This is a genomic window from Streptomyces tsukubensis, from assembly GCF_003932715.1.
GTDB classification, from domain to species: Bacteria; Actinomycetota; Actinomycetes; order Streptomycetales; family Streptomycetaceae; genus Streptomyces; species Streptomyces tsukubensis.
Genome location: NZ_CP020700.1, coordinates 5,712,867 through 5,730,357 on the forward strand (window position 1 = coordinate 5,712,867; position 17,491 = coordinate 5,730,357).

The window sequence follows — 17,491 nt, forward strand, 5'->3', positions numbered from 1 at the left end:
CTGACGCGCTCATCCGGTTTTCCGCCGGGGCCCGGTACCCCGCCCAGTACCCCGCCCGGGGCCGCCGTCCCCGGCCCACGTTTCCCCGGCGGGCCCGTGGTCGTTGGACCGGCGTGAGACACGTACTCAAGCGAACGGGCCGGGGCGCACTGATCGCCGTGGCACGGGTCGGACTGGCAGGACTGTTGGCGGGGCTCTCCGGCTGTGCCCCGGGCGGCGGCGAGGGGGGCGACCCCGGGGTCGTACCACCGCAGCTGGTGTCGGGGGAGGTGATCCGGGTGACCCCCGAGGACGGCGCCCGGGGCGTCGACCCCAAGAGCCGCCTCGAAGTGCGGCTCACCAGCGGCCGGCTGGAGCGCGTCACGGTCAACCGGATCGAGAACGAGGCCCCGACCGCCGTGCGCGGCGCGATCTCCGGGGACGGGCTGCGCTGGCGGCCCGCCGAGGGCACCCGGCTCGGACTCGCCGCCAAGTACTCCGTCGACGTCGTCGCCCTCGACGGCCACGGCAGGCGCACCGCCCGCCACACCACGTTCACCACCAAGGTCCCCGAGAGCCGCTTCATCGGCTACTTCAAGCCGGAGCACCGCTCCACCGTCGGCACCGGGATGATCGTCTCCTTCGACTTCAACCGGAAGATCACCGACCGGGCCGCCGTCCGGCAGGCGATCCGGGTGACCTCCGATCCGCCGGTCGAGATCGCCGGGCACTGGTTCGGCGACCAGCGGCTGGACTTCCGGCCCGAGCAGTACTGGACGCCCGGCACGAAGGTCACGGTCGATATCGGGCTGCGGGACGTGGAAGCCGCCTCCGGCGCCTACGGCATCCAGGACAAGACCGTCGTCTTCACCGTCGGCCGTTCGCAGATCTCCCTGGTCGACGCCGAGGCCAAGACGATGGAGGTACGGCAGGACGGCAGCCTGATCGCCACGCTGCCGATCACCGCCGGGGCGCCGAACGCGATGACGTACAACGGGAAGATGGTCGTCAGCGAGATGCACGACGTCACCCGGATGAACGGCGCGACCGTCGGCTTCACCGACTCCGACGGCAAGGGCGAGTACGACATCAAGGACGTGCCCCACGCCATGCGGCTCACCCGGACCGGCACCTTCCTGCACGGCAACTACTGGGCTTCGGCGGATATCTTCGGCTCGGCCAACGTCAGCCACGGCTGTGTGGGGCTGCGCGATGTGAAGGGCGGCAGCGGGGACACCCCGGCGGGCTGGTTCTTCGACCGCACCCTGATCGGCGATGTGGTGGAGGTGGTCAACTCCCGCGACAAGACGGTCGCCCCCGACAACGGGCTGAGCGGCTGGAACATGACGTGGGAGGAGTGGAAGAAGTGACCCGGGGGCGGCGCGGGGCGGCTGTGATCCAACGCACGGCCTGCCCCGCCGCCCCTCGCGGTTAGCCTCCTCGTATGAGCACTGTCTCCCTCGAAGTAGCCGGCGGCGTCGGTACGATCCGGCTCGACCGCCCCCCGATGAACGCGCTCGACATCGCCCTCCAGGACCGGCTGCGGGAGCTGGCCGAGGAGGCCGGGGAGCGCCCCGACGTCCGGGCCGTGATCCTGTACGGCGGTGAGAAGGTGTTCGCCGCCGGTGCGGACATCAAGGAGATGCTGGAGATCGACCATGCGGGCATGGTCGCCCGGTCGCGGGCGCTCCAGGACGCGTTCACGGCCGTCGCCCGGATCCCCAAGCCGGTGGTGGCCGCGGTGACCGGATACGCCCTGGGCGGCGGGTGCGAGCTGGCCCTCTGCGCCGACTACCGGATCGCCGCGGACAACGCGAAGCTGGGCCAGCCCGAGATCCTCCTCGGGCTGATCCCCGGCGCAGGCGGCACCCAGCGGCTGTCCCGGCTGATCGGCCCCTCGCGGGCCAAGGACCTCATCTTCACCGGGCGTCAGGTGAAGGCGGCCGAGGCGCTGGAGATCGGCCTGGTGGACCGGGTCGTCCCCGCCGGCGAGGTCTACGAGGCCGCCCGCGCCTGGGCCGCCCGGCTCGCCAAGGGCCCCGCACTGGCGCTGCGGGCGGCGAAGGAGTCCGTAGACGTCGGTCTGGAGACGGACATCGACACCGGTCTCGCGGTCGAACGGAACTGGTTCGCCGGGCTGTTCGCCACGGAGGACAAGGAGCGCGGGATGCGCAGCTTTGTGGCGGAGGGCCCCGGGAAAGCGGTCTTCACCGGCACCGAGGACCTCTGACCCGTACCGCTGACCCGTTACCGCCGACCCGTACCGCACCGGCCGTCGCCGGACCGTCCCGTGCCACCGTGCCGGATGCCGCCGGACGCCCCCGGACGCCCCCGGGCGCCCCCGGGCGCCCGGCGGCGGGCCGGTGTCCCGTGGCCGGTTGCGGGGCCCGTACCTTGCCGTTTCCTTAAGGCCGCCTTACCTGCGCCTTAAGGAAACGGCTCCCCCCGATCCCCGGGGCGCGCTGTTGACAGGGTGTCAACGCAGCTCAGGGTGGGCACAACTCGCCTCATGGGGCCACTGACATATGCCGCCGCAACCCTCCGGAATGTGCAGTTCCGGGGGCCCTATTCCGCTGGAAAGGCCACGGAATCCGCGCTCAGCAGCCATGATGGGGGCATGGCGGGCCTCGAAGGTGCGGAACAACCGCGGCAGCGCGACGGCGTGACCGCGATCCGTTGGATGACCGCCATCGAGGACGAGCAGGGCCTGAAAGCGCTGGAGCTGTTCGGTGACCCTTCGCTGGAGGAGGTACGGCTCCCGTCCCGCCCCGAATCCGCGGCCACGGCCCGGCGGCTGACCCACTCCGTGATCGTCCGTCAGTGGACGCTCCCCGCCCAGACCGCCGAATCGGCCGTCCTCCTCGTCTCCGAACTGGTGGGGAACGCGGTCCGGCACACCGGCGCCCGGGTCTTCGGGCTGCGAATGACGCGCCGTCCCGGCTGGATCAGGGTCGAGGTGCGCGACCCCTCGCGCGGACTGCCCTGTCTGCTGCCGGTCCAGCCGATGGACATCAGCGGGCGGGGGCTCTTCCTGGTGGACAAGCTCTCCGACCGGTGGGGGGTGGACCTGCTGCCGCGCGGCAAGACGACCTGGTTCGAGATGAGGATCCCGCACCCCGGTTCGAGATGAGGACCGCCCGGAGGGGCTGCCCCGACCTCCCCGGATACCCCAGAAGCCCCCACGGGTGCCGGTGTGCGGCGGGCGGGGGCTTCTGGGGAGCGCCGTGGACAGGGGGGTGTTTCCACGGCTGCTGATAACGACCGAGCTCGGGTCGGAGGAGGTCGTGTCCCCGACTATGGCAGACCATGAAACAACTCCCAAATTCGCCAATCGGTCATATCTCATCAAAATGGGTGGTTCTCGCGAGAATCTCAGGTGAGATGGGGCACTTGCCTCGCAAATCTTGCTGAATCGCCGGTGTGAGGGCGTGTTTTTACGGTGCGATGATATTGCACTCCACTCGCGAAACTACCTAAATCGGTCTAATCGGTACTTTCGTAGCATTCCCTGCCTAACGTCCTCTACTGTGACCCCGATCGACCGCCGTCGTGCCCTGCGGGCCGCAGCCGGGGCCGCTGCCGCCGGTGCCCTCGCCACAAGCTGCGCCGACGGCGGCCGGGCCCCCGCCGCGCCCCCGCCCGCCCGTCCTGCCGCCACCGCATCGGCGGGCGCGGCGGCCCGCCCCGCGGGGCAGCCGCCCGCCGCTCCCGCGCCCCGCCGCCACCCCGGGCAGCCCGCCCAGATCAGCCACGGCCCCACCGGCCGGGACCGGGTCGCCCTCACCTTCCACGGCGCCGGCGACCCGGCCACCGCCCGCGCCGTCCTGGCCGAGGCCGAACGCGCCGGAGCCCGGATCACCGTCCTCGCCGTCGGCAGCTGGCTCGACCAGTACCCCGGGATGGCCCGCCGGATCCTCGACGGCGGACACGACCTGGGCAACCACACGATGAACCATGTCTCGGTCAACGAACTGCCCGAGGCCGAGGCCTATGCCGAGATCACCGGCTGCGCCGACCGGCTGCGCAGGCTCACCGGCTCCATCGGCACCTGGTTCCGGCCCTCGCGGACCCGGACCGCGACCCCGCTCGTCGTCCGGCTCGCCGGGCGCGCCGGATATCCGCACGTCCTCTCCTACGACCTCGACTCCCTCGACGCCACCTCGCCCGGCGCCGCGGCCGTCACCCGCACGGTCGCCGGGCAGATCCACCGCGGATCGGTGGTCAGCCTCCACTTCGGCTATGCGGACACGGTCGCCGCACTGCCCGCCCTCCTCGACGACCTCCACCGCCGCGGACTGCGCGCGGTGACCACCACGGAGCTGCTGAGCTGATGCACCCTCCCCACTGCCCGACGCCCGTCCGGCGCCGCCCCCGGCAGCCCGCCCGCCGCACCCGGGTGCTGCTCGCCGCCGCCGCGCTCGCCCTGATCGCGGGCTGCGGTACCGACACCGGCACCTCCACCACTTCGGAGAAGACCGGCGCCGCCGCCGCACGCAAACCCGCGAAGCCCCCGGTCCCCGCCGGACTGCCCGGGATGCCGCCGGTCCTCGACCCCAAGGACCTCTACGCGGCCGACCGCCCCAACAAGCTCTCGCCCGTCGTGAAGAACTTCCCCACCAAGGTGTACGTCCCCAACACCAACTCCAACACCGTCTCCGTGATCGACCCCACCACCTACAAGGTCGTCGAGACGATCCCGGTCGGCATCCAGCCCCAGCACGTCGTGCCGTCCTGGGATCTGAAGACCCTCTGGGTCAACAACAACCGGGGCCACACCCTCACCCCCATCGACCCCGCCACCGGCAAGGCGGGCAAGGAGGTCGAGGTCCACGACCCGTACAACCTCTACTTCACACCCGACGGCAAATACGCCGTCGTGATGGCCTCCATGGACCGGGAACTCGTCTTCCGCGACCCCCACACCATGGAGCGGAAGAAGACCACCCCCGTCACCTGCTACGGCGTCAACCACGCCGACTTCTCCGCCGACGGGCGCTACTTCATCGTCTCCTGCGAGTTCTCCGGAGAACTCCTGAAGGTCGATACGGCCCGGATGGAGGTCGTCGGCCAGCAGAAGCTCCCCCTCGACGGCGCGATGCCGCAGGACGTGAAGATCTCCCCGGACGGAAAGACCTTCTACATCGCCGACATGATGGCCCACGGCATCTGGGTGCTGGACGGCGAGAAGTTCACCACCCCCACCCTGCTCCCCACCGGCGAGGGCGCGCACGGCCTCTACATCAGCCGGGACTCCAAGGAGATGTACATCCCCAACCGGGGCGAGGGCTCCGTCTCCGTCTTCGACTTCCCCAGCAACAAGCTGACCAAGAAGTGGTGGCTGCCCGACGGCGGCAGCCCCGATATGGGCGGCGTCTCCGCCGACGGCAAGGTCCTCTGGCTCTCCGGACGCTACGACTCCGAGGTCTATGCCATCGACACCGCCACCGGCAAGCAACTGGCCCGCATCCCGGTCGGCGACGGCCCCCACGGCCTGGCGTTCTATCCCCAGCCGGGACGCTACTCCCTGGGCCACACCGGCGTCTTCCGCTGACCCCGGGCCCCCACCCCCACCCCCGCCCCCCTGCCCCCCGCCCCCTCGGCCCACGGCCCCACGGGATCCGCTCGTCGATCCGGAAAGGCTCCGGAAGTCGGGGAAGGGCGGGCGGCCCGGTCCGCGACGGGTCAAGGCGGCGGGTCAACCCGCCTACGGGTGGGTGACCTTGCCCCGCACCGCGCCGCCGGACCGGGATGGTGATCATCATGATGATCTCGTCCCGTCCGCGGCGCCGTGCCGCCGTGGTCGCCCTCGCCCTGTCCGCCGCGCTGCTCCCGGCCGCCGGCGCGGCCACCGCCGGCCCCGTCGCCCCCGCCCGGCCTGCGGCGGCCCCCGCGGCCCCTGCGGCGGCCGCCGCGCCCGCCAACTCCTGTCCCGCGGTCGAGGACCGGCTCTACGCCGCCGCCGACAAGCGCGTCGACATCAACCGCATCACCCCCGCTCCCTCCTGGCGCACCAACTGTCTCCAGCTCTACCGCACCGACGGACGCGGCCCCGAGATCGTCTTCGAGGAGGGCTTCCACCCCAAGGCCCCGCTCGACGGCCAGTACGACATCGAGAAGTACGTCCTCGTCAACCAGCCGTCCCCCTATGTCTCCACCAGCTACAACCACGATCTGTACAAGTCGTGGAAGAACGGGTGGAACTACTACATCGACGCGCCGGGCGGGGTCGATGTGAACAAGACCATCGGCGACACCCACAAGTACGCCGACCAGGTCGAGGTGGCCTTCCCCGGCGGGGTGGCCCGGCAGTTCATCGTCGGGGTCTGCCCCGTCGACAAGGAGAAGAAGATCGAAATCATGAACGAGTGCCGGGACAACCCGCACTACGAGCCCTGGCGGGCCGGATATCCGGCGGCGACCGTGGAGAAGGCGCCCGGCGGGAGCGTCCCCGCCACCACCCAGCCGGCGCCCGTGACCGCCCCGCAGGCGATCCCCGCCCAGCGCCCCGTGCTCGTGCCCGCGGCCTGAGGACCGCCTCCCCTTCTCCCGCCGGGTGATCCGCGGCGCCCCCGTCCGGGCTCGTGCCCCGCCGATGGTCCGGCAAGGCGTCATGGTGCGCGGCCGGTCAGCCGGAGGAGAAGAGGGCCTCCGAGCCCACCACGGAGAAGCCTGCCGACTGGAACGCCCGCACACTGCGGGCGTTCCCCGGGGCTATCTGCGCCCAGACCGTCCGCCCCGGCACCAATCGCCGGGCGGCCAGGGCCAGAGCGGTACCGAGCCCCTTGCCTCCGGCCTCCTCGTCCACCTCGACCGCGCACTCCCAGCGGCCGGCCAGCCCCCGCCCCAGCAGTACGATGCCGCCGTCGGCCGCCCAGACCCGTACCCCGTCCCGGTACTTCCGGGCCCGGACCACCCGGGGGTGCGAGGGGTTGTCGATCTCCCGGAGCGGCACCTCCGGTCTCCCGGGGAGCGCCGGAGCCGCCGTCATCATGTCGATCGTGCTCATCCGGCGGCGCGTACGCTCCAGCATCGCGGCCAGGAAGTGCGGATTCATCGCGGCCGCGAACGGGTCGGCCGGGGCTGCCGCGAGCTGCTTCCGTACCCACTCCGGGTCCTCGTCCGTGAAGACGACCGAATGCGCGGTGAAGGCCAGCACGCCTTCGTCCCGGGCACCGGGCCGGCCGGTCACGACGGTCCGGCCGTCGGGCGCGGGGAACCTGCCGTGCGCCGCGGCGTCGAGGATCTGCCACAGTTCGTCGCTCATGGCCCCATGCTGCCCGACCGCACGGTCCGCCCCTTGGAGTTGTCCACAGGGCCGCCCCGATAATCTGATCTCCGTCAACAGAGCACCGAGAAGGGGCGGAACACAGTGGCGGACATCGACGAGGCCCGCAAAGCGTTCGACCGGTACGACCTCGACGGCGACGGTCTGATCACCGCGGCCGAGTACAAGAGCGTGATGGCGCAGTTGGGTGACTTCAACGTCACCGAGACGGTCGCCGAGGCGGTCATCAAGTCGAAGGACGGCAACGGCGACGGCATGCTGACCTTCGACGAGTTCTGGGACTCCTTCAAGAAGGCCTGACCCGCACGGGACCGGCCGCCCGCCGGGCCCGCGAGCGCGGGACCTCCCGGGCGGCGGCCGGTCCCGGAGCCGTACCCCCCGCCCGTACTGCGCCGGACACCCCACCGGCCGCGGGCGTACCGCCGACCTGCCGTCAGCAGGCCCCGAACGACCAGAAGACGCCCACCTCGCCGTCGGCCACCGCGATCAGGCCGAGGTCCTCCACGAGGTCGATGCCGTTGAGGTACTCGGAGGTGAGGAAGCCGTGGGACCGGGTGCCCCGCAGGCCTGATGCGACGAAGTCGTGGGCCGGGTCCGATGCGGCGGCGGTCGCGTTGGTCCAGTAGCGCGCGCCGGGGCCGTACCGGCCGAGCAGGGTCCGGGCATCCGCCAGTACCGCATCCCGGTCCGGCCGGAAGCGCACGGGGGCGGGCTCCGCCTGCCACTCCTCGGCCATCACGGCCAGCGCGGCGACCGCCGCCTCCCGCTCCAGCGGATACAGACGCCCGGCCAGCTCCGGCGCGTCCGGCGGGTCGAAGGGATAGGCGGGCACCGTCCAGCGGACGTCGTTGGTGCGGTCCTGGTCCAGCCGGACCCAGCCCCGGGGATCGGGGACCGACCGGTGCAGTACGGCGTGGACGTCGTACGCCCAGTCCTCGTGCCGCCGGGGGCCGGTCGCCACGAAGGTGTACGGATCGTCGAGCAGCCGCAGTGCCGCCGCGTTCCAGGGGCACCGGCGGGAGCGGAAATCCACCAGCAGACCCCCGACCCTGAGGGCGAAAGCGTCCTTCGGCTCGCGAGGGATGCGCCCGAGCCGGTCGAGGGCCCAGAGGGCGAGGCCACCGCCTTCTTCCCCTGCCGTACGGACCGGACCCTCCGGAAGCCCAAGATCCGCTCCGTCCCGGAGCGCCTCCAGATGGGCATCGAGCAGGTCCAGTGCAGTCCGACGGTCGACAGGCAGTGACATTTCCCCACTCTAAGCCGCCCTTCCGCGGCCGCTCCCGGCTCCCTCCGATGGACCGCTTGTCCGGCCTTCCCGGAAAACCCCCTGGACGGAATACCCCCAGGGGGTATACGGTTGTGATCGTTGTCCTGCAGGGGACACCGCCGGAAGGCGCAGCACACCCAGGGAGATGTCATGACGAACCACTCCGGTCACGGCCAGGCCGACCACAGCGCTCACGGCGGTCACGGCGACCACGCCGGACACGGCAGCCACGGCGGTCACGGTGCCCACGCCGCGCACGGCGGAGCCCGCCCCGGCGGCCTTTCGGTCTCCGAAAGCGGCTACACCCTCGAACTCGACACCACGATCTTCACCGCCGGTGCCCAACCGGTCCGCTTCCGGGTGATCGGCCCCGACGGGCAGCCGGTGACCGAGTACACGCCGGAGCACGAGAAGGAGCTGCACTTCATAGCCGTCCGCCGCGACACCGCCCACTTCCAGCACGTCCACCCGGTACGGGACGAGAAGGGCACCTGGAGCGTCGAACTGGCCCTGGAGCCCGGGGACTGGCGGTTCTTCGCCGACGTCCACCCGGCCGGCCACGGCGGAACCATCACGCTGGGCATCGACGCCTCGGTCGCCGGACCGTACGACCCGCAGCCGCTTCCCGAGGCCACCGGCACCGCACGGATCGGTGAGTACACCGTCGCACTCGACGGCGAACTCCTCCCGGGCGAGGCGAGCGAACTGACCCTCACCGTCAGCCGGAACGGCCGCCCCGTCACCGACCTCCAGCCCTATCTCGCCGCGTACGGGCACCTGGTGGCACTGAGGGCCGGAGACCTGGGCTACCTCCACGTCCACCCGGAGGGCGAACCCGGCGACGGCACCACCGCACCGGGCCCCGGGATCACCTTCATGGCGGTGGCCCCCTCGGCCGGAACCTACCGGCTGTACCTGGACTTCCAGCACGAAGGCACCGTCCGGACCGCCGAGTTCACCGTCCGTACCCCCGCACCCGGCCCCAGCACGGCACCCCAGGCCGCGCCCGAGCACCAGGGCCACCACCACGGCGCCCACGCGCACCACTGACCGTATGAACAGGAGCGTCATGCCCCGCCTGACCCGACTCACGCCCGACACGGCGGTCGGAGCTTCGCGCGACCTCCTCGCCGATCTGGTCTCCCGCCACGGACGAGCCGGCGACATGGTCTCCACGATGGCGCATTCGCCGGCCGTACTGGGCGGATATCTCCAGCTCAGCCGGGCGATGGGACGAGCCAAGCTCGACCGCAGGATCAGCGAACGGATCTCGATCGCCGTCCAGGTCCGGCAGGGATGCGGACTCTGTCTCGACGCGCACGTCGACGCCGCCCGCGCCCTGGGAGTGGACGAGGAGGAGATCGCGCGAGCCCGCGAGGGCACCTCGGCCGATCCCGCGATCGCGGCGATCATCGCCCTCGGCCTCCGCGTCCACCGCGAGCCGGCGTCGATCACCGACGAACAGATCACCGCACTGCGGGAGCACGGCTACAGCGACCGTGCGATAGCCGACGTCGTCGGCGTCGTCGCACTCAACGTCCTCACCGGCTCCTTCAATCTGCTCGCCGGCCTCACCCCGGGGAGCGACACCGATGAGTAGAGACACCCCCGCCTGTATCCGCGGGGCACGGCCCCCGCCCCGGGGCCGTGCCCCGCCGCACGGAGACGGAAGGAACCGTCATGAGTCTGTTCGCCATCCGCGACTACCGGCGCCTGTTCGGCGCCCAGGTCATCGCCCTCTTCGGCACCGGGCTGACCACCGTGGCCCTCGGGCTCCTCGCGTACGACCTCGCCGGCCCGAGCGCCGGAATGGTGCTCGGCACCGCACTGACCGTCAAAATGGTGATGTACGTGGTCATAGCCCCGCTGGCCGCCGCATACGCCGACCGGCTCCCCAGAAGGACCTTCCTCGTCGCCCTCGACGTGGTCCGCGGCGCCGTGGTCCTGGCCCTGCCGTTCGTCACCGAGATCTGGCACATCTACGTACTGATCGGACTGCTCCAGGCCGCCTCCGCAGCGTTCACCCCGACGTTCCAGGCCGTCATCCCCGATATCGTCACCGACGAGTCCGACTACACGCGCGCCCTCTCGGCCTCCCAGGTCGCCTACACGATGGAGAGCCTGCTCAGCCCCGTACTGGCGGCCGTCGCCCTGTCGTTCATGAGCTTCAACTGGCTGTTCCTGGGCACCTCCGCCGGATTCCTCGTCTCCGCCGTGCTCGTCCTGGCGACACGCATCCCGAACGCCCGCCCCAGCACCCACACCAAGGCCTGGGACAAGGCGGCCGCGGGCATCAGGACCTTCCTCGGGACACCGCGGCTGCGCGGCATCATGGCCCTCAACCTCGTGGTCGCGGCGGCAGGGTCGATCGTGGTCGTCAACACCGTCAACTACGTCCGTGACGAGCTCGGCGGATCCCAGTCGGACGTCGCCCGGATGCTCGCCGCCTCCGGCGCCGGAACCCTCCTGGCCGCCCTCCTCCTGCCCCGCGTACTCGGCCGGATCAGCGCCCGCACCACCATGATGACCGGCGCCGGAGTCCTCGTCGGCGGCACTGCCGCCGCGGTGACGCTCATCGCGTCCGGCCTCGCCACCGGCACCGGTACGGCGATCGTCTGGGCCGTGATCGGCATCGGCATGGCACTGATCGTCACCCCGACCGGCAAGGTCATCCGCGACTCCGTCGAACGGGACGCGATCCCCGCGGCGTTCGCCGCCCAGTTCTCCCTGTCGCACCTGGCCTGGCTGGTCACCTACCCCGTCGCGGGGTGGCTCGGAACGGCCGGAGGCTTCACCCTCACCTGGTCCGTCCTCGCGGCGCTGGCCGTGACGGGCACCGCCGGAGCGCTCCTCCTCTGGCCGCGCCACGACGGACGGGGTGCCGCGACCCGCCCGGCGGCCACCGTCCACCACGCGACCCGCACCGACCGGTCCGCGTTGTCCAAGGCGGCGTGAGGCGGCTTGAGACACCGCACCGTACGAACGCAGAAGGCCCTGAACAGCGCCGCAGGAGGCGCTGTTCAGGGCCTTTCGGCGTCGGCCATCGGCTATCCGGTGAACTGGGCCCGGGTCGGGGCGGGCACCGGCAGCGGACCGGCGGCCCCCGGACGGAGGCCGTCGAAGATCATCGAGAGATAGCGCTGCCAGAGGCCGGGAGCCTCCTCGCTGATGCTGAGGACCGCCTGGGACGCGGCGCTGAGCAGCAGCACGATGTCGAGACCGGTGATGTCGTCACGGACCGCCCCGGCCTCCTGGGCACGGGTGACGAGGATCTGGGCGACATCGGCGAGGCGTTCGCGGGAGGTGCGGACGGTGGCCTCGGAGCGGGAGAGCGCGGCGGCCGCCTGACAGAAGGAGCGGTCCCGGGCCTGGATCTCGGTTCCGACGGTCATGAACTCGAACAGCGCGGCCCCGGGGTCGTCGGCCCCCGACAGCCGCTCCCCGGCGGCGACCAGCTCTTCGAGGCGGTCGCTGAAGATCTCCGCCAGGAGCTGTTCCTTGGTGTCGAAGTGGCGGAAGACGGTTCCCTTGCCCACCCCGGCGCGCGTGGCGATGCGGGTGATCGACACGTCCATGCCGTTCTCGGCGAACTCGGCGGTCGCGGCGTCCATCAGCAGGCGTCGATTGCGTACGGCGTCGGCTCTTTGCATGCCCCCATCGTACATAAGCGGACCGATCGGTCACATTCTCCATGGCTAAGCGGACCGTGCGGTCATGTTCTGTGCTACGGTTCAAAACATGACCGAGCGGTCCGGTTGTGATTCCGGATCGTACGGGCACCCCTACGCACTGTCAGTAAGAGAGGAAATGTCATGGACGTCCGCGGCTACGAGACCGGACCCATCAAGGCGGAGGCGGCCTTCACCTCCGACTTCCCCCTGGATGACCGCTACTCGACGCAGGACCTCGTCGACATGCTGGAGCGCGAGCGTCCCAACATGGACATCCGTCCCGGAATGCGGCACAAGTACACCCCGCTGCGCTTCGACCCGGCCACCGGTGTGAAGTACATCGGCGGTCGCTACCTCTTCGACACCTGGGAGAACGTCCTCGACTACAACCACTTCACCAACGAGGAGCTCTACCCCGAGCCGGGAGTGAAGTTCTGGTCGCGCTTCCCGGGTGTGGACAAGCACTACTGGAAGGTCACCGGCGCCCACGACTTCAAGCCGATGGCCACCTCGCACCACATCAACCGGTTCGAGCGCTACTCCTACACGGACGAGAACGTCGCGGAGCTGCTCGCCGAGGTGTGGCCCGCGATCCGCGACGAGGCCGAGAAGCAGGGTCTGTCCAGCGTCTGGCTGATGTTCCAGCCGGAGGAGAAGCAGATCGGCATCCTCACCGTCGCCGAGAAGTCGGGCGACGCCGACCCGGCCGTCGCCGTCTCCAAGGGCCTGGAGTACCTGGAGCGCCTGGACGCCTTCGGCCGCTTCCTGCCCGGGCAGCTCGGCGCCGAGCAGCTCATGGACCGGACCAGCCTGATCGTCTCGTCCTGGCTGCCCGAGTCCCGGGCGCTCGGCGGCGCGCACTCGTCCTTCGACGTGTCGCCGCCGCACCCGAAGCCGCAGATCTGATCGCGGCTCCCGCCGGAAGGCGGGGTGAGCGCCCGGCCGGAGCCCCCTCACGGCTCCGGCCGGGCGCCCCATATCCGTCACCGGGCGGGACCGACGGACCGGCCGGCGACGACCGGCCTGCCCGCTCGGCCGGTACCGGCCCGACCCGGCTCGGCCGCCCCGCCCGGTCGTCGCCCAAAGCGCTGCCCCGGCCCGCCCGATCACCGCGGGCCACCCGATCGCCGCGGGCCGGGCCGGATCAGTCGCTTCCGGCGGGCCGGGCCGTCAGGTCCAGACTCCCGGGTACGGCGGCGAACGCGCGGCCGGTCAGGGTGACCAGCTCCGCACGGCCCGCGTCCGCCGGCCCGGTGGACCAGGCGTGGAGCGCGCACCGGAAGGCCGCCACCATGATCTCCAGTGCGATCCGCAGCCGCAGCTCGTCCGTTCCGGGCGCCTCCGGCAGCGTGTCGTCCGCGACCAGCGGCCCGATCCGGGCGGAGAGCAGCTCCAGGATCGCGTCCGCAGTCTCCGCGCAGTGCTGCAGGCTGTGGGCGGCGAGCGCCGGAGTCCGCTCCACGAGCCGGCGGCTCTCCGCGAACCGCCGCTCCCACACTCCGTCCATCCGTTCCAGTGCGGTGACCAGGGACCGGTGCAGTACGTCGAGGACCGGCCCGGCCAACTCTGCCTCCGCCAGCACGCCGAGGAACGCGTCCCAGAACTCCTTCTCCGGCGCCAGCGCCACGTCCTCCTTGGAGGCGAAGTAGCGGAAGAAGGTCCGTTTGGAGATCTCCACCTCGTCGGTGAGGTCGTCCAGCGTCGTGTGCTCGAACCCGTCCCGCGTGTAGCGCGCGAGCGCCGTCTCGACCAGGGCGCGCCGGGTGCGCAGCCGCTTGCGCTCGCGCAGCGGCAGCTCCCGCTCCGATGGCTCGGTCTGCTCGGTCGCCGTCGTCATACCGGCGAGTGTAGGCAGAAACGGCCGCCGGAATACGCCGGCCGAACCGCGCGTTTGCCTCTCATAGGCACATGCCACTGAGTGACATTTTTGGACTTACGGAGGACCCCATGCGCGCCCTGACCGTCGACCGCTCCGCCCCGGGGCAGCTGCGCCTCGCCGAAGCGCCCGACCCCGTTCCCGCGCCCCACCAGGCCCTTGTCCGGGTCACGGCGATCTCGCCCAACCCGGCCGAGTTCCGCTACATCCTGCCCGCCGCGCCGGACGGCGCGGTGATCGGCTGGGACGCCGCCGGGGTGGTCGAGCGGGCCGCCGCCGACGGTTCGGGGCCGGCCGCGGGCACCCCCGTCACCACCCTCGGCCTCAGCGAGGGCTGGGCGGAGCTGCGCGCCGTCGACACCGCGCTGATCGGCACCGTCCCCGAGGGTGCCGACCTCGGCGTCATGAGCACCCTGCCCGTCTCCGCCGGGACCGCGCTGCGGGCCCTGCGCAGGCTGGGTCCGCTCCTGGGCCGCCGGGTGCTGATCACCGGTGCCTCGGGCGCGGTCGGCCGCTTCGCCGTCCAGCTCGCCGCCCGGGGCGGCGCGCACATCACCGCCGTCGCCCGGAAGCCGGAGTTGGCGGACGAGCTGCGCGCCCTGGGTGCCCATGAGGTCGTCACCGGTCCCGAGGCGGTCACCGCACCCGTGGACGGCGTTCTCGACCAGGTCGGCGGGCCCGGCCTCGCCGCCGCCTTCAACGCCCTGGGCGAGGGCGGCACGCTGGTCCTGACCGGCGCTGCCTCCGGTGCCGCGACGGAGTTCCCGCCGGGCGCCCTGCTCGCCGACCCCGCCCGTCAGGACCGTTCGATCGTCACGTTCTTCGAGATGACCGGCGGCGGCATCGACCGCGATCTGACCTGGCTGGCCGCCGAGACGGCCGAGGGCAGGCTCCGTCCGCATATCGCCACGCGCGGCGACTGGACCGATGCGAGGGCCACCCTGGACGCCGTACGGGAGAGCCGTCTCGCCGGAAAGGCCGTCCTGGACCTGTCCTGACGCGACCGGGACCCGGCCGCCCGTCCGACCGGGTCCCCGGACCCGGTCGGACACCCCGCACCGCCGAACAGCCACTGAAAAACCCCCAAACAAACCCCCAACAAGCCACTGACAAGCCCCCGACAAGCCCCTGGCAAACCACTGAACAGCCACTGACACCACTGAAAGAAACGGAAATGAACAGCTCCACCGGAACCCCGCTCTCCGTCCTCGACCTCTCCCCGATCCGCAACGACGGGACGGCCGCCGAGGCCCTCGCGAACACCGTCGCGCTGGCCCGCGCCACCGAGGCGTACGGCTACCGCCGCTTCTGGATCTCCGAGCACCACAACACCCCGGCCATGGCGTCCTCCGCGACGTCGATCATCATCGGCCAGGTCGCCGCGGCCACCGAGCGGATCAGCGTCGGCGCGGGCGGTGTCATGCTGCCCAACCACGCCCCGTACATCGTCGCCGAGCAGTTCGGCACCCTCGCCGCGTACCACCCCGGCCGGATCGACCTCGGTCTCGGCCGCGCCCCGGGCACCGACCCCTGGACCACCCGTGCCCTGCGGCGCGAGCACCAGAGCGGCGCCGACTTCCCCGAGCTGACCGCCGAACTCCGCGGCTACCTCGCCCCCGGCAGCGCCGAGCGCAAGGTCCGTGCCATCCCCGGCGAGGGCTCCGGCGTGCCCGTCTTCATCCTGGGCTCCAGCACCTTCGGCGCGGCCCTCGCCGCCCGCGAGGGGCTGCCGTTCGTCTTCGCCTCCCACTTCTCGCCCGACCAGCTTCTGCCCGCGCTGGAGCTGTACCGGGCCGGATTCCGCCCCTCGGCCACCCTGGCGAAGCCGTACGCGATCGTCGCCGCGAACGCCGTCGTGGCCGACACCGAGCGCGAAGCGGTACGGATCTTCAGCTCGTTGCAGCAGAAGTTCCTCACCCACTTCCGCGGCGGTATGGAGTTCCGCCCGCCGGTGGACGACATCGACGCGCTCTGGTCGCCCCAGGAGGCGCAGACGGTGAACGCCATGCTGGCCGAGTCGTACGTCGGCACTCCGGACACCGTCCGCCGCGGCCTGGAGGCCCTGGCCGGCCGCACCGGCGCCGACGAGCTCATGATCCTCAGCGAGGCATGGGACTTCGACGCCCGGCTGCGCTCGTACGAACTGCTCGCCAAGGCCTGGACCCTCTGACCCATCGCCGCCGTACGGCAGCCGTACCACCACCGCACCGCCGTCTCACGAAAGGACACTCCCGTGCACGCCCCCGCCGCCCTCTTCGAGCCCACCCGGCTCGGTGACCTCACCCTGCCCAACCGCATGGTCATGGCCCCGATGAGCCGGGCCCGCGCGGAGGCCGACGGGACGCCGAGCGCGCTGATGGCGCACTACTACACCCAGCGCGCCACGGCCGGGCTGATCGTCGCCGAGGGCACCCACCCGGCCGCGGCCGGGGCCATCGGCCCCGATGCGCCCGGTCTGTTCACCGACGCCCACCAGGACGGCTGGGCGCGGGTCGCGGACGGGGTCCACGCGGCGGGCGGGCGCGTCTTCCTCCAGCTCATGCACGCGGGCCGGCTGGCGCACCCGGACTTCCTGCCCGAGGGCGTCCGGCCGGTCGCCCCCTCGGCCGTGGCCGCCGGCACCCTCGTCCACACCCCCGGCGGCCGGGTGCCCGCCGTCACCCCGGACGTCCTCACCGAGGACGCGATCGGGGAGCTGATCGACGACTTCGTCCACGCCGCCTGCCGGGCGGTGGCCGCCGGACTCGACGGAGTCGAGATCCACGCCGCCAACGGCTATCTGCTCCACCAGTTCCTCGCGGAGAACGCCAACCTCCGCACCGACGGCTGGGGCGGCGACACCGAGGGCCGTATCCGGCTCACCGTCGCGATCACCCGCGCGGTGGCCGAAACCGTCGGCCCGCACCGGGTCGGCGTACGGATCTCCCCGTCCAACCCCTTCGGGGGCCTCGACGAGAGCGACCCGTACGGCACCTACACGGCCCTCGTCCGCGCGCTCGCACCGCTGGGGATCGCCTATCTCCACCACGGCGAAACGGGTACGGAACTCGACCCGGCGATCCGGGAGCTGTGGCCCACGGCACTCATGGTCACCCCCCTCCCGGCGGACCGGGACAAGCCGGAGGCCGCCGCCGACGCCCTCGCCCGGGGCGCGGATCTGGTCTCCTTCGGCCGGGACTTCCTCGCCAACCCGGACCTGGTCACCCGCTGCCGTATCGGCGCCGGTCTCAACGAGGTCCGGCCGAAGGGTTTCTACGGCGGCGGGGAGGCGGGCTACACCGACTACCCGTCCCTGGACCCGGTGCACCCGGATCCGGTCACCCGCCACTGACCCCGACAACACCCGGCCACCCGGCCGCCCAGGCCGACGGGCCGGTGCATCGCACCGGCCCGTCGGGTGTCACTGGCACTTC

The 17,491-nt window shown here is 71.7% G+C and carries 17 protein-coding genes and 1 pseudogene; 14 read left to right on the top strand and 4 right to left on the bottom strand.

Annotated features, from left to right (window positions below; all coding sequences use genetic code 11):
- Window positions 1–113 precede the first annotated feature (113 nt).
- The 6 genes and pseudogenes from B7R87_RS23675 to B7R87_RS23700 all read left to right on the top strand — a co-directional run.
- Complete coding sequence (locus B7R87_RS23675; protein ID WP_006346518.1) at window positions 114–1,349, top strand: L,D-transpeptidase; 1,236 nt, start codon at window positions 114–116, stop codon at window positions 1,347–1,349.
- 74 nt (window positions 1,350–1,423) lie between these two features.
- Window positions 1,424–2,209, top strand: coding sequence for an enoyl-CoA hydratase/isomerase family protein (locus tag B7R87_RS23680; protein ID WP_006346517.1), 786 nt, complete (start codon window positions 1,424–1,426; stop codon window positions 2,207–2,209).
- A 387-nt stretch (window positions 2,210–2,596) separates the two neighbouring features.
- Entirely contained in the window at window positions 2,597–3,109 is a 513-nt protein-coding gene (locus B7R87_RS23685) for an ATP-binding protein (RefSeq protein WP_006346516.1), read from the top strand.
- A gap of 397 nt (window positions 3,110–3,506) precedes the next feature.
- On the top strand, window positions 3,507–4,310 hold the full coding sequence (locus B7R87_RS23690) for a polysaccharide deacetylase family protein (RefSeq protein WP_130585208.1): 804 nt from the start codon (window positions 3,507–3,509) through the stop codon (window positions 4,308–4,310).
- Window positions 4,310–5,530 carry a YncE family protein gene (locus B7R87_RS23695; protein WP_006346514.1) on the top strand — a complete coding sequence of 407 codons (1,221 nt, stop codon included), beginning with the start codon at window positions 4,310–4,312 and terminating at the stop codon, window positions 5,528–5,530. Before B7R87_RS23690 ends, B7R87_RS23695 begins: the two co-directional genes overlap by 1 nt.
- A 212-nt stretch (window positions 5,531–5,742) precedes the next feature.
- A pseudogene (locus B7R87_RS23700) lies at window positions 5,743–6,375 on the top strand (ADP-ribosyltransferase); the annotation flags it as partial.
- Window positions 6,376–6,604: 229 nt separating this feature from the next.
- Here the strand turns inward: B7R87_RS23700 and B7R87_RS23705 are convergent.
- Complete coding sequence (locus B7R87_RS23705; protein WP_006346512.1) at window positions 6,605–7,243, bottom strand: GNAT family N-acetyltransferase; 639 nt, start codon at window positions 7,241–7,243, stop codon at window positions 6,605–6,607.
- Between the two features lie 105 nt (window positions 7,244–7,348).
- On the opposite strand from B7R87_RS23705, the gene B7R87_RS23710 reads away from it, so the two are divergent.
- The gene (locus B7R87_RS23710) at window positions 7,349–7,564 is read left to right on the top strand and encodes an EF-hand domain-containing protein (protein ID WP_006346511.1); all 216 of its coding nucleotides are present in this window, start codon (window positions 7,349–7,351) and stop codon (window positions 7,562–7,564) included.
- 133 nt (window positions 7,565–7,697) lie between these two features.
- Here the strand turns inward: B7R87_RS23710 and B7R87_RS23715 are convergent, their stop codons facing one another.
- Window positions 7,698–8,510 carry a hypothetical protein gene (locus B7R87_RS23715; protein WP_006346510.1) on the bottom strand — a complete coding sequence of 271 codons (813 nt, stop codon included), beginning with the start codon at window positions 8,508–8,510 and terminating at the stop codon, window positions 7,698–7,700.
- Window positions 8,511–8,681: 171 nt separating this feature from the next.
- Between B7R87_RS23715 and B7R87_RS23720 the strand changes: the two genes are divergently transcribed.
- The 3 genes from B7R87_RS23720 (at window position 8,682) to B7R87_RS23730 (ending at window position 11,486) form a co-directional block, all read left to right on the top strand.
- Window positions 8,682–9,581, top strand: coding sequence for a hypothetical protein (locus B7R87_RS23720; protein WP_006346509.1), 900 nt, complete (start codon window positions 8,682–8,684; stop codon window positions 9,579–9,581).
- Window positions 9,582–9,600: 19 nt separating this feature from the next.
- A complete protein-coding gene (locus B7R87_RS23725) occupies window positions 9,601–10,131 on the top strand; it encodes a carboxymuconolactone decarboxylase family protein (RefSeq protein WP_006346508.1) in 531 nt (176 codons plus the stop codon).
- A gap of 80 nt (window positions 10,132–10,211) precedes the next feature.
- The gene (locus B7R87_RS23730; RefSeq protein WP_006346507.1) at window positions 10,212–11,486 is read left to right on the top strand and encodes an MFS transporter; all 1,275 of its coding nucleotides are present in this window, start codon (window positions 10,212–10,214) and stop codon (window positions 11,484–11,486) included.
- 92 nt (window positions 11,487–11,578) lie between these two features.
- Here the strand turns inward: B7R87_RS23730 and B7R87_RS23735 are convergent, their stop codons facing one another.
- A complete protein-coding gene (locus tag B7R87_RS23735) occupies window positions 11,579–12,181 on the bottom strand; it encodes a TetR/AcrR family transcriptional regulator (RefSeq protein WP_040914130.1) in 603 nt (200 codons plus the stop codon).
- A gap of 162 nt (window positions 12,182–12,343) precedes the next feature.
- Here B7R87_RS23735 and B7R87_RS23740 point away from each other — a divergent pair, with 162 nt between their 5' ends.
- Window positions 12,344–13,108 carry a hypothetical protein gene (locus tag B7R87_RS23740; RefSeq protein WP_006346505.1) on the top strand — a complete coding sequence of 255 codons (765 nt, stop codon included), beginning with the start codon at window positions 12,344–12,346 and terminating at the stop codon, window positions 13,106–13,108.
- A gap of 238 nt (window positions 13,109–13,346) precedes the next feature.
- On the opposite strand, the gene B7R87_RS23745 is transcribed toward B7R87_RS23740, so the two are convergent.
- A complete protein-coding gene (locus B7R87_RS23745; protein ID WP_130585207.1) occupies window positions 13,347–14,039 on the bottom strand; it encodes a TetR family transcriptional regulator in 693 nt (230 codons plus the stop codon).
- 110 nt (window positions 14,040–14,149) lie between these two features.
- Between B7R87_RS23745 and B7R87_RS23750 the strand changes: the two genes are divergently transcribed.
- From B7R87_RS23750 to B7R87_RS23760, 3 genes are all read left to right on the top strand, one after another.
- Window positions 14,150–15,076 carry a zinc-binding dehydrogenase gene (locus tag B7R87_RS23750; RefSeq protein WP_006346503.1) on the top strand — a complete coding sequence of 309 codons (927 nt, stop codon included), beginning with the start codon at window positions 14,150–14,152 and terminating at the stop codon, window positions 15,074–15,076.
- Between the two features lie 176 nt (window positions 15,077–15,252).
- A complete protein-coding gene (locus B7R87_RS23755) occupies window positions 15,253–16,248 on the top strand; it encodes an LLM class flavin-dependent oxidoreductase (protein ID WP_006346502.1) in 996 nt (331 codons plus the stop codon).
- Window positions 16,249–16,311: 63 nt separating this feature from the next.
- Window positions 16,312–17,409, top strand: a complete 1,098-nt coding sequence (locus B7R87_RS23760; protein ID WP_006346501.1) for an alkene reductase — start codon at window positions 16,312–16,314, stop codon at window positions 17,407–17,409.
- Window positions 17,410–17,491 lie beyond the last annotated feature (82 nt).

Excerpts from the sequence above, each read along its gene's own strand:
- B7R87_RS23680 (WP_006346517.1), top strand. The coding sequence starts at position 1,424 with ATGAGCACTGTCTCCCTCGAAGTAGCCGGCGGCGTCGGTACGATCCGG.
- B7R87_RS23685 (WP_006346516.1), top strand. The coding sequence starts at position 2,597 with ATGGCGGGCCTCGAAGGTGCGGAACAACCGCGGCAGCGCGACGGCGTG.
- B7R87_RS23695 (WP_006346514.1), top strand. The coding sequence starts at position 4,310 with ATGCACCCTCCCCACTGCCCGACGCCCGTCCGGCGCCGCCCCCGGCAG.
- B7R87_RS23705 (WP_006346512.1), bottom strand. The coding sequence starts at position 7,243 with ATGAGCGACGAACTGTGGCAGATCCTCGACGCCGCGGCGCACGGCAGG.
- B7R87_RS23715 (WP_006346510.1), bottom strand. The coding sequence starts at position 8,510 with ATGTCACTGCCTGTCGACCGTCGGACTGCACTGGACCTGCTCGATGCC.
- B7R87_RS23720 (WP_006346509.1), top strand. The coding sequence starts at position 8,682 with ATGACGAACCACTCCGGTCACGGCCAGGCCGACCACAGCGCTCACGGC.
- B7R87_RS23725 (WP_006346508.1), top strand. The coding sequence starts at position 9,601 with ATGCCCCGCCTGACCCGACTCACGCCCGACACGGCGGTCGGAGCTTCG.
- B7R87_RS23730 (WP_006346507.1), top strand. The coding sequence starts at position 10,212 with ATGAGTCTGTTCGCCATCCGCGACTACCGGCGCCTGTTCGGCGCCCAG.
- B7R87_RS23735 (WP_040914130.1), bottom strand. The coding sequence starts at position 12,181 with ATGCAAAGAGCCGACGCCGTACGCAATCGACGCCTGCTGATGGACGCC.
- B7R87_RS23740 (WP_006346505.1), top strand. The coding sequence starts at position 12,344 with ATGGACGTCCGCGGCTACGAGACCGGACCCATCAAGGCGGAGGCGGCC.
- B7R87_RS23745 (WP_130585207.1), bottom strand. The coding sequence starts at position 14,039 with ATGACGACGGCGACCGAGCAGACCGAGCCATCGGAGCGGGAGCTGCCG.
- B7R87_RS23750 (WP_006346503.1), top strand. The coding sequence starts at position 14,150 with ATGCGCGCCCTGACCGTCGACCGCTCCGCCCCGGGGCAGCTGCGCCTC.
- B7R87_RS23755 (WP_006346502.1), top strand. The coding sequence starts at position 15,253 with ATGAACAGCTCCACCGGAACCCCGCTCTCCGTCCTCGACCTCTCCCCG.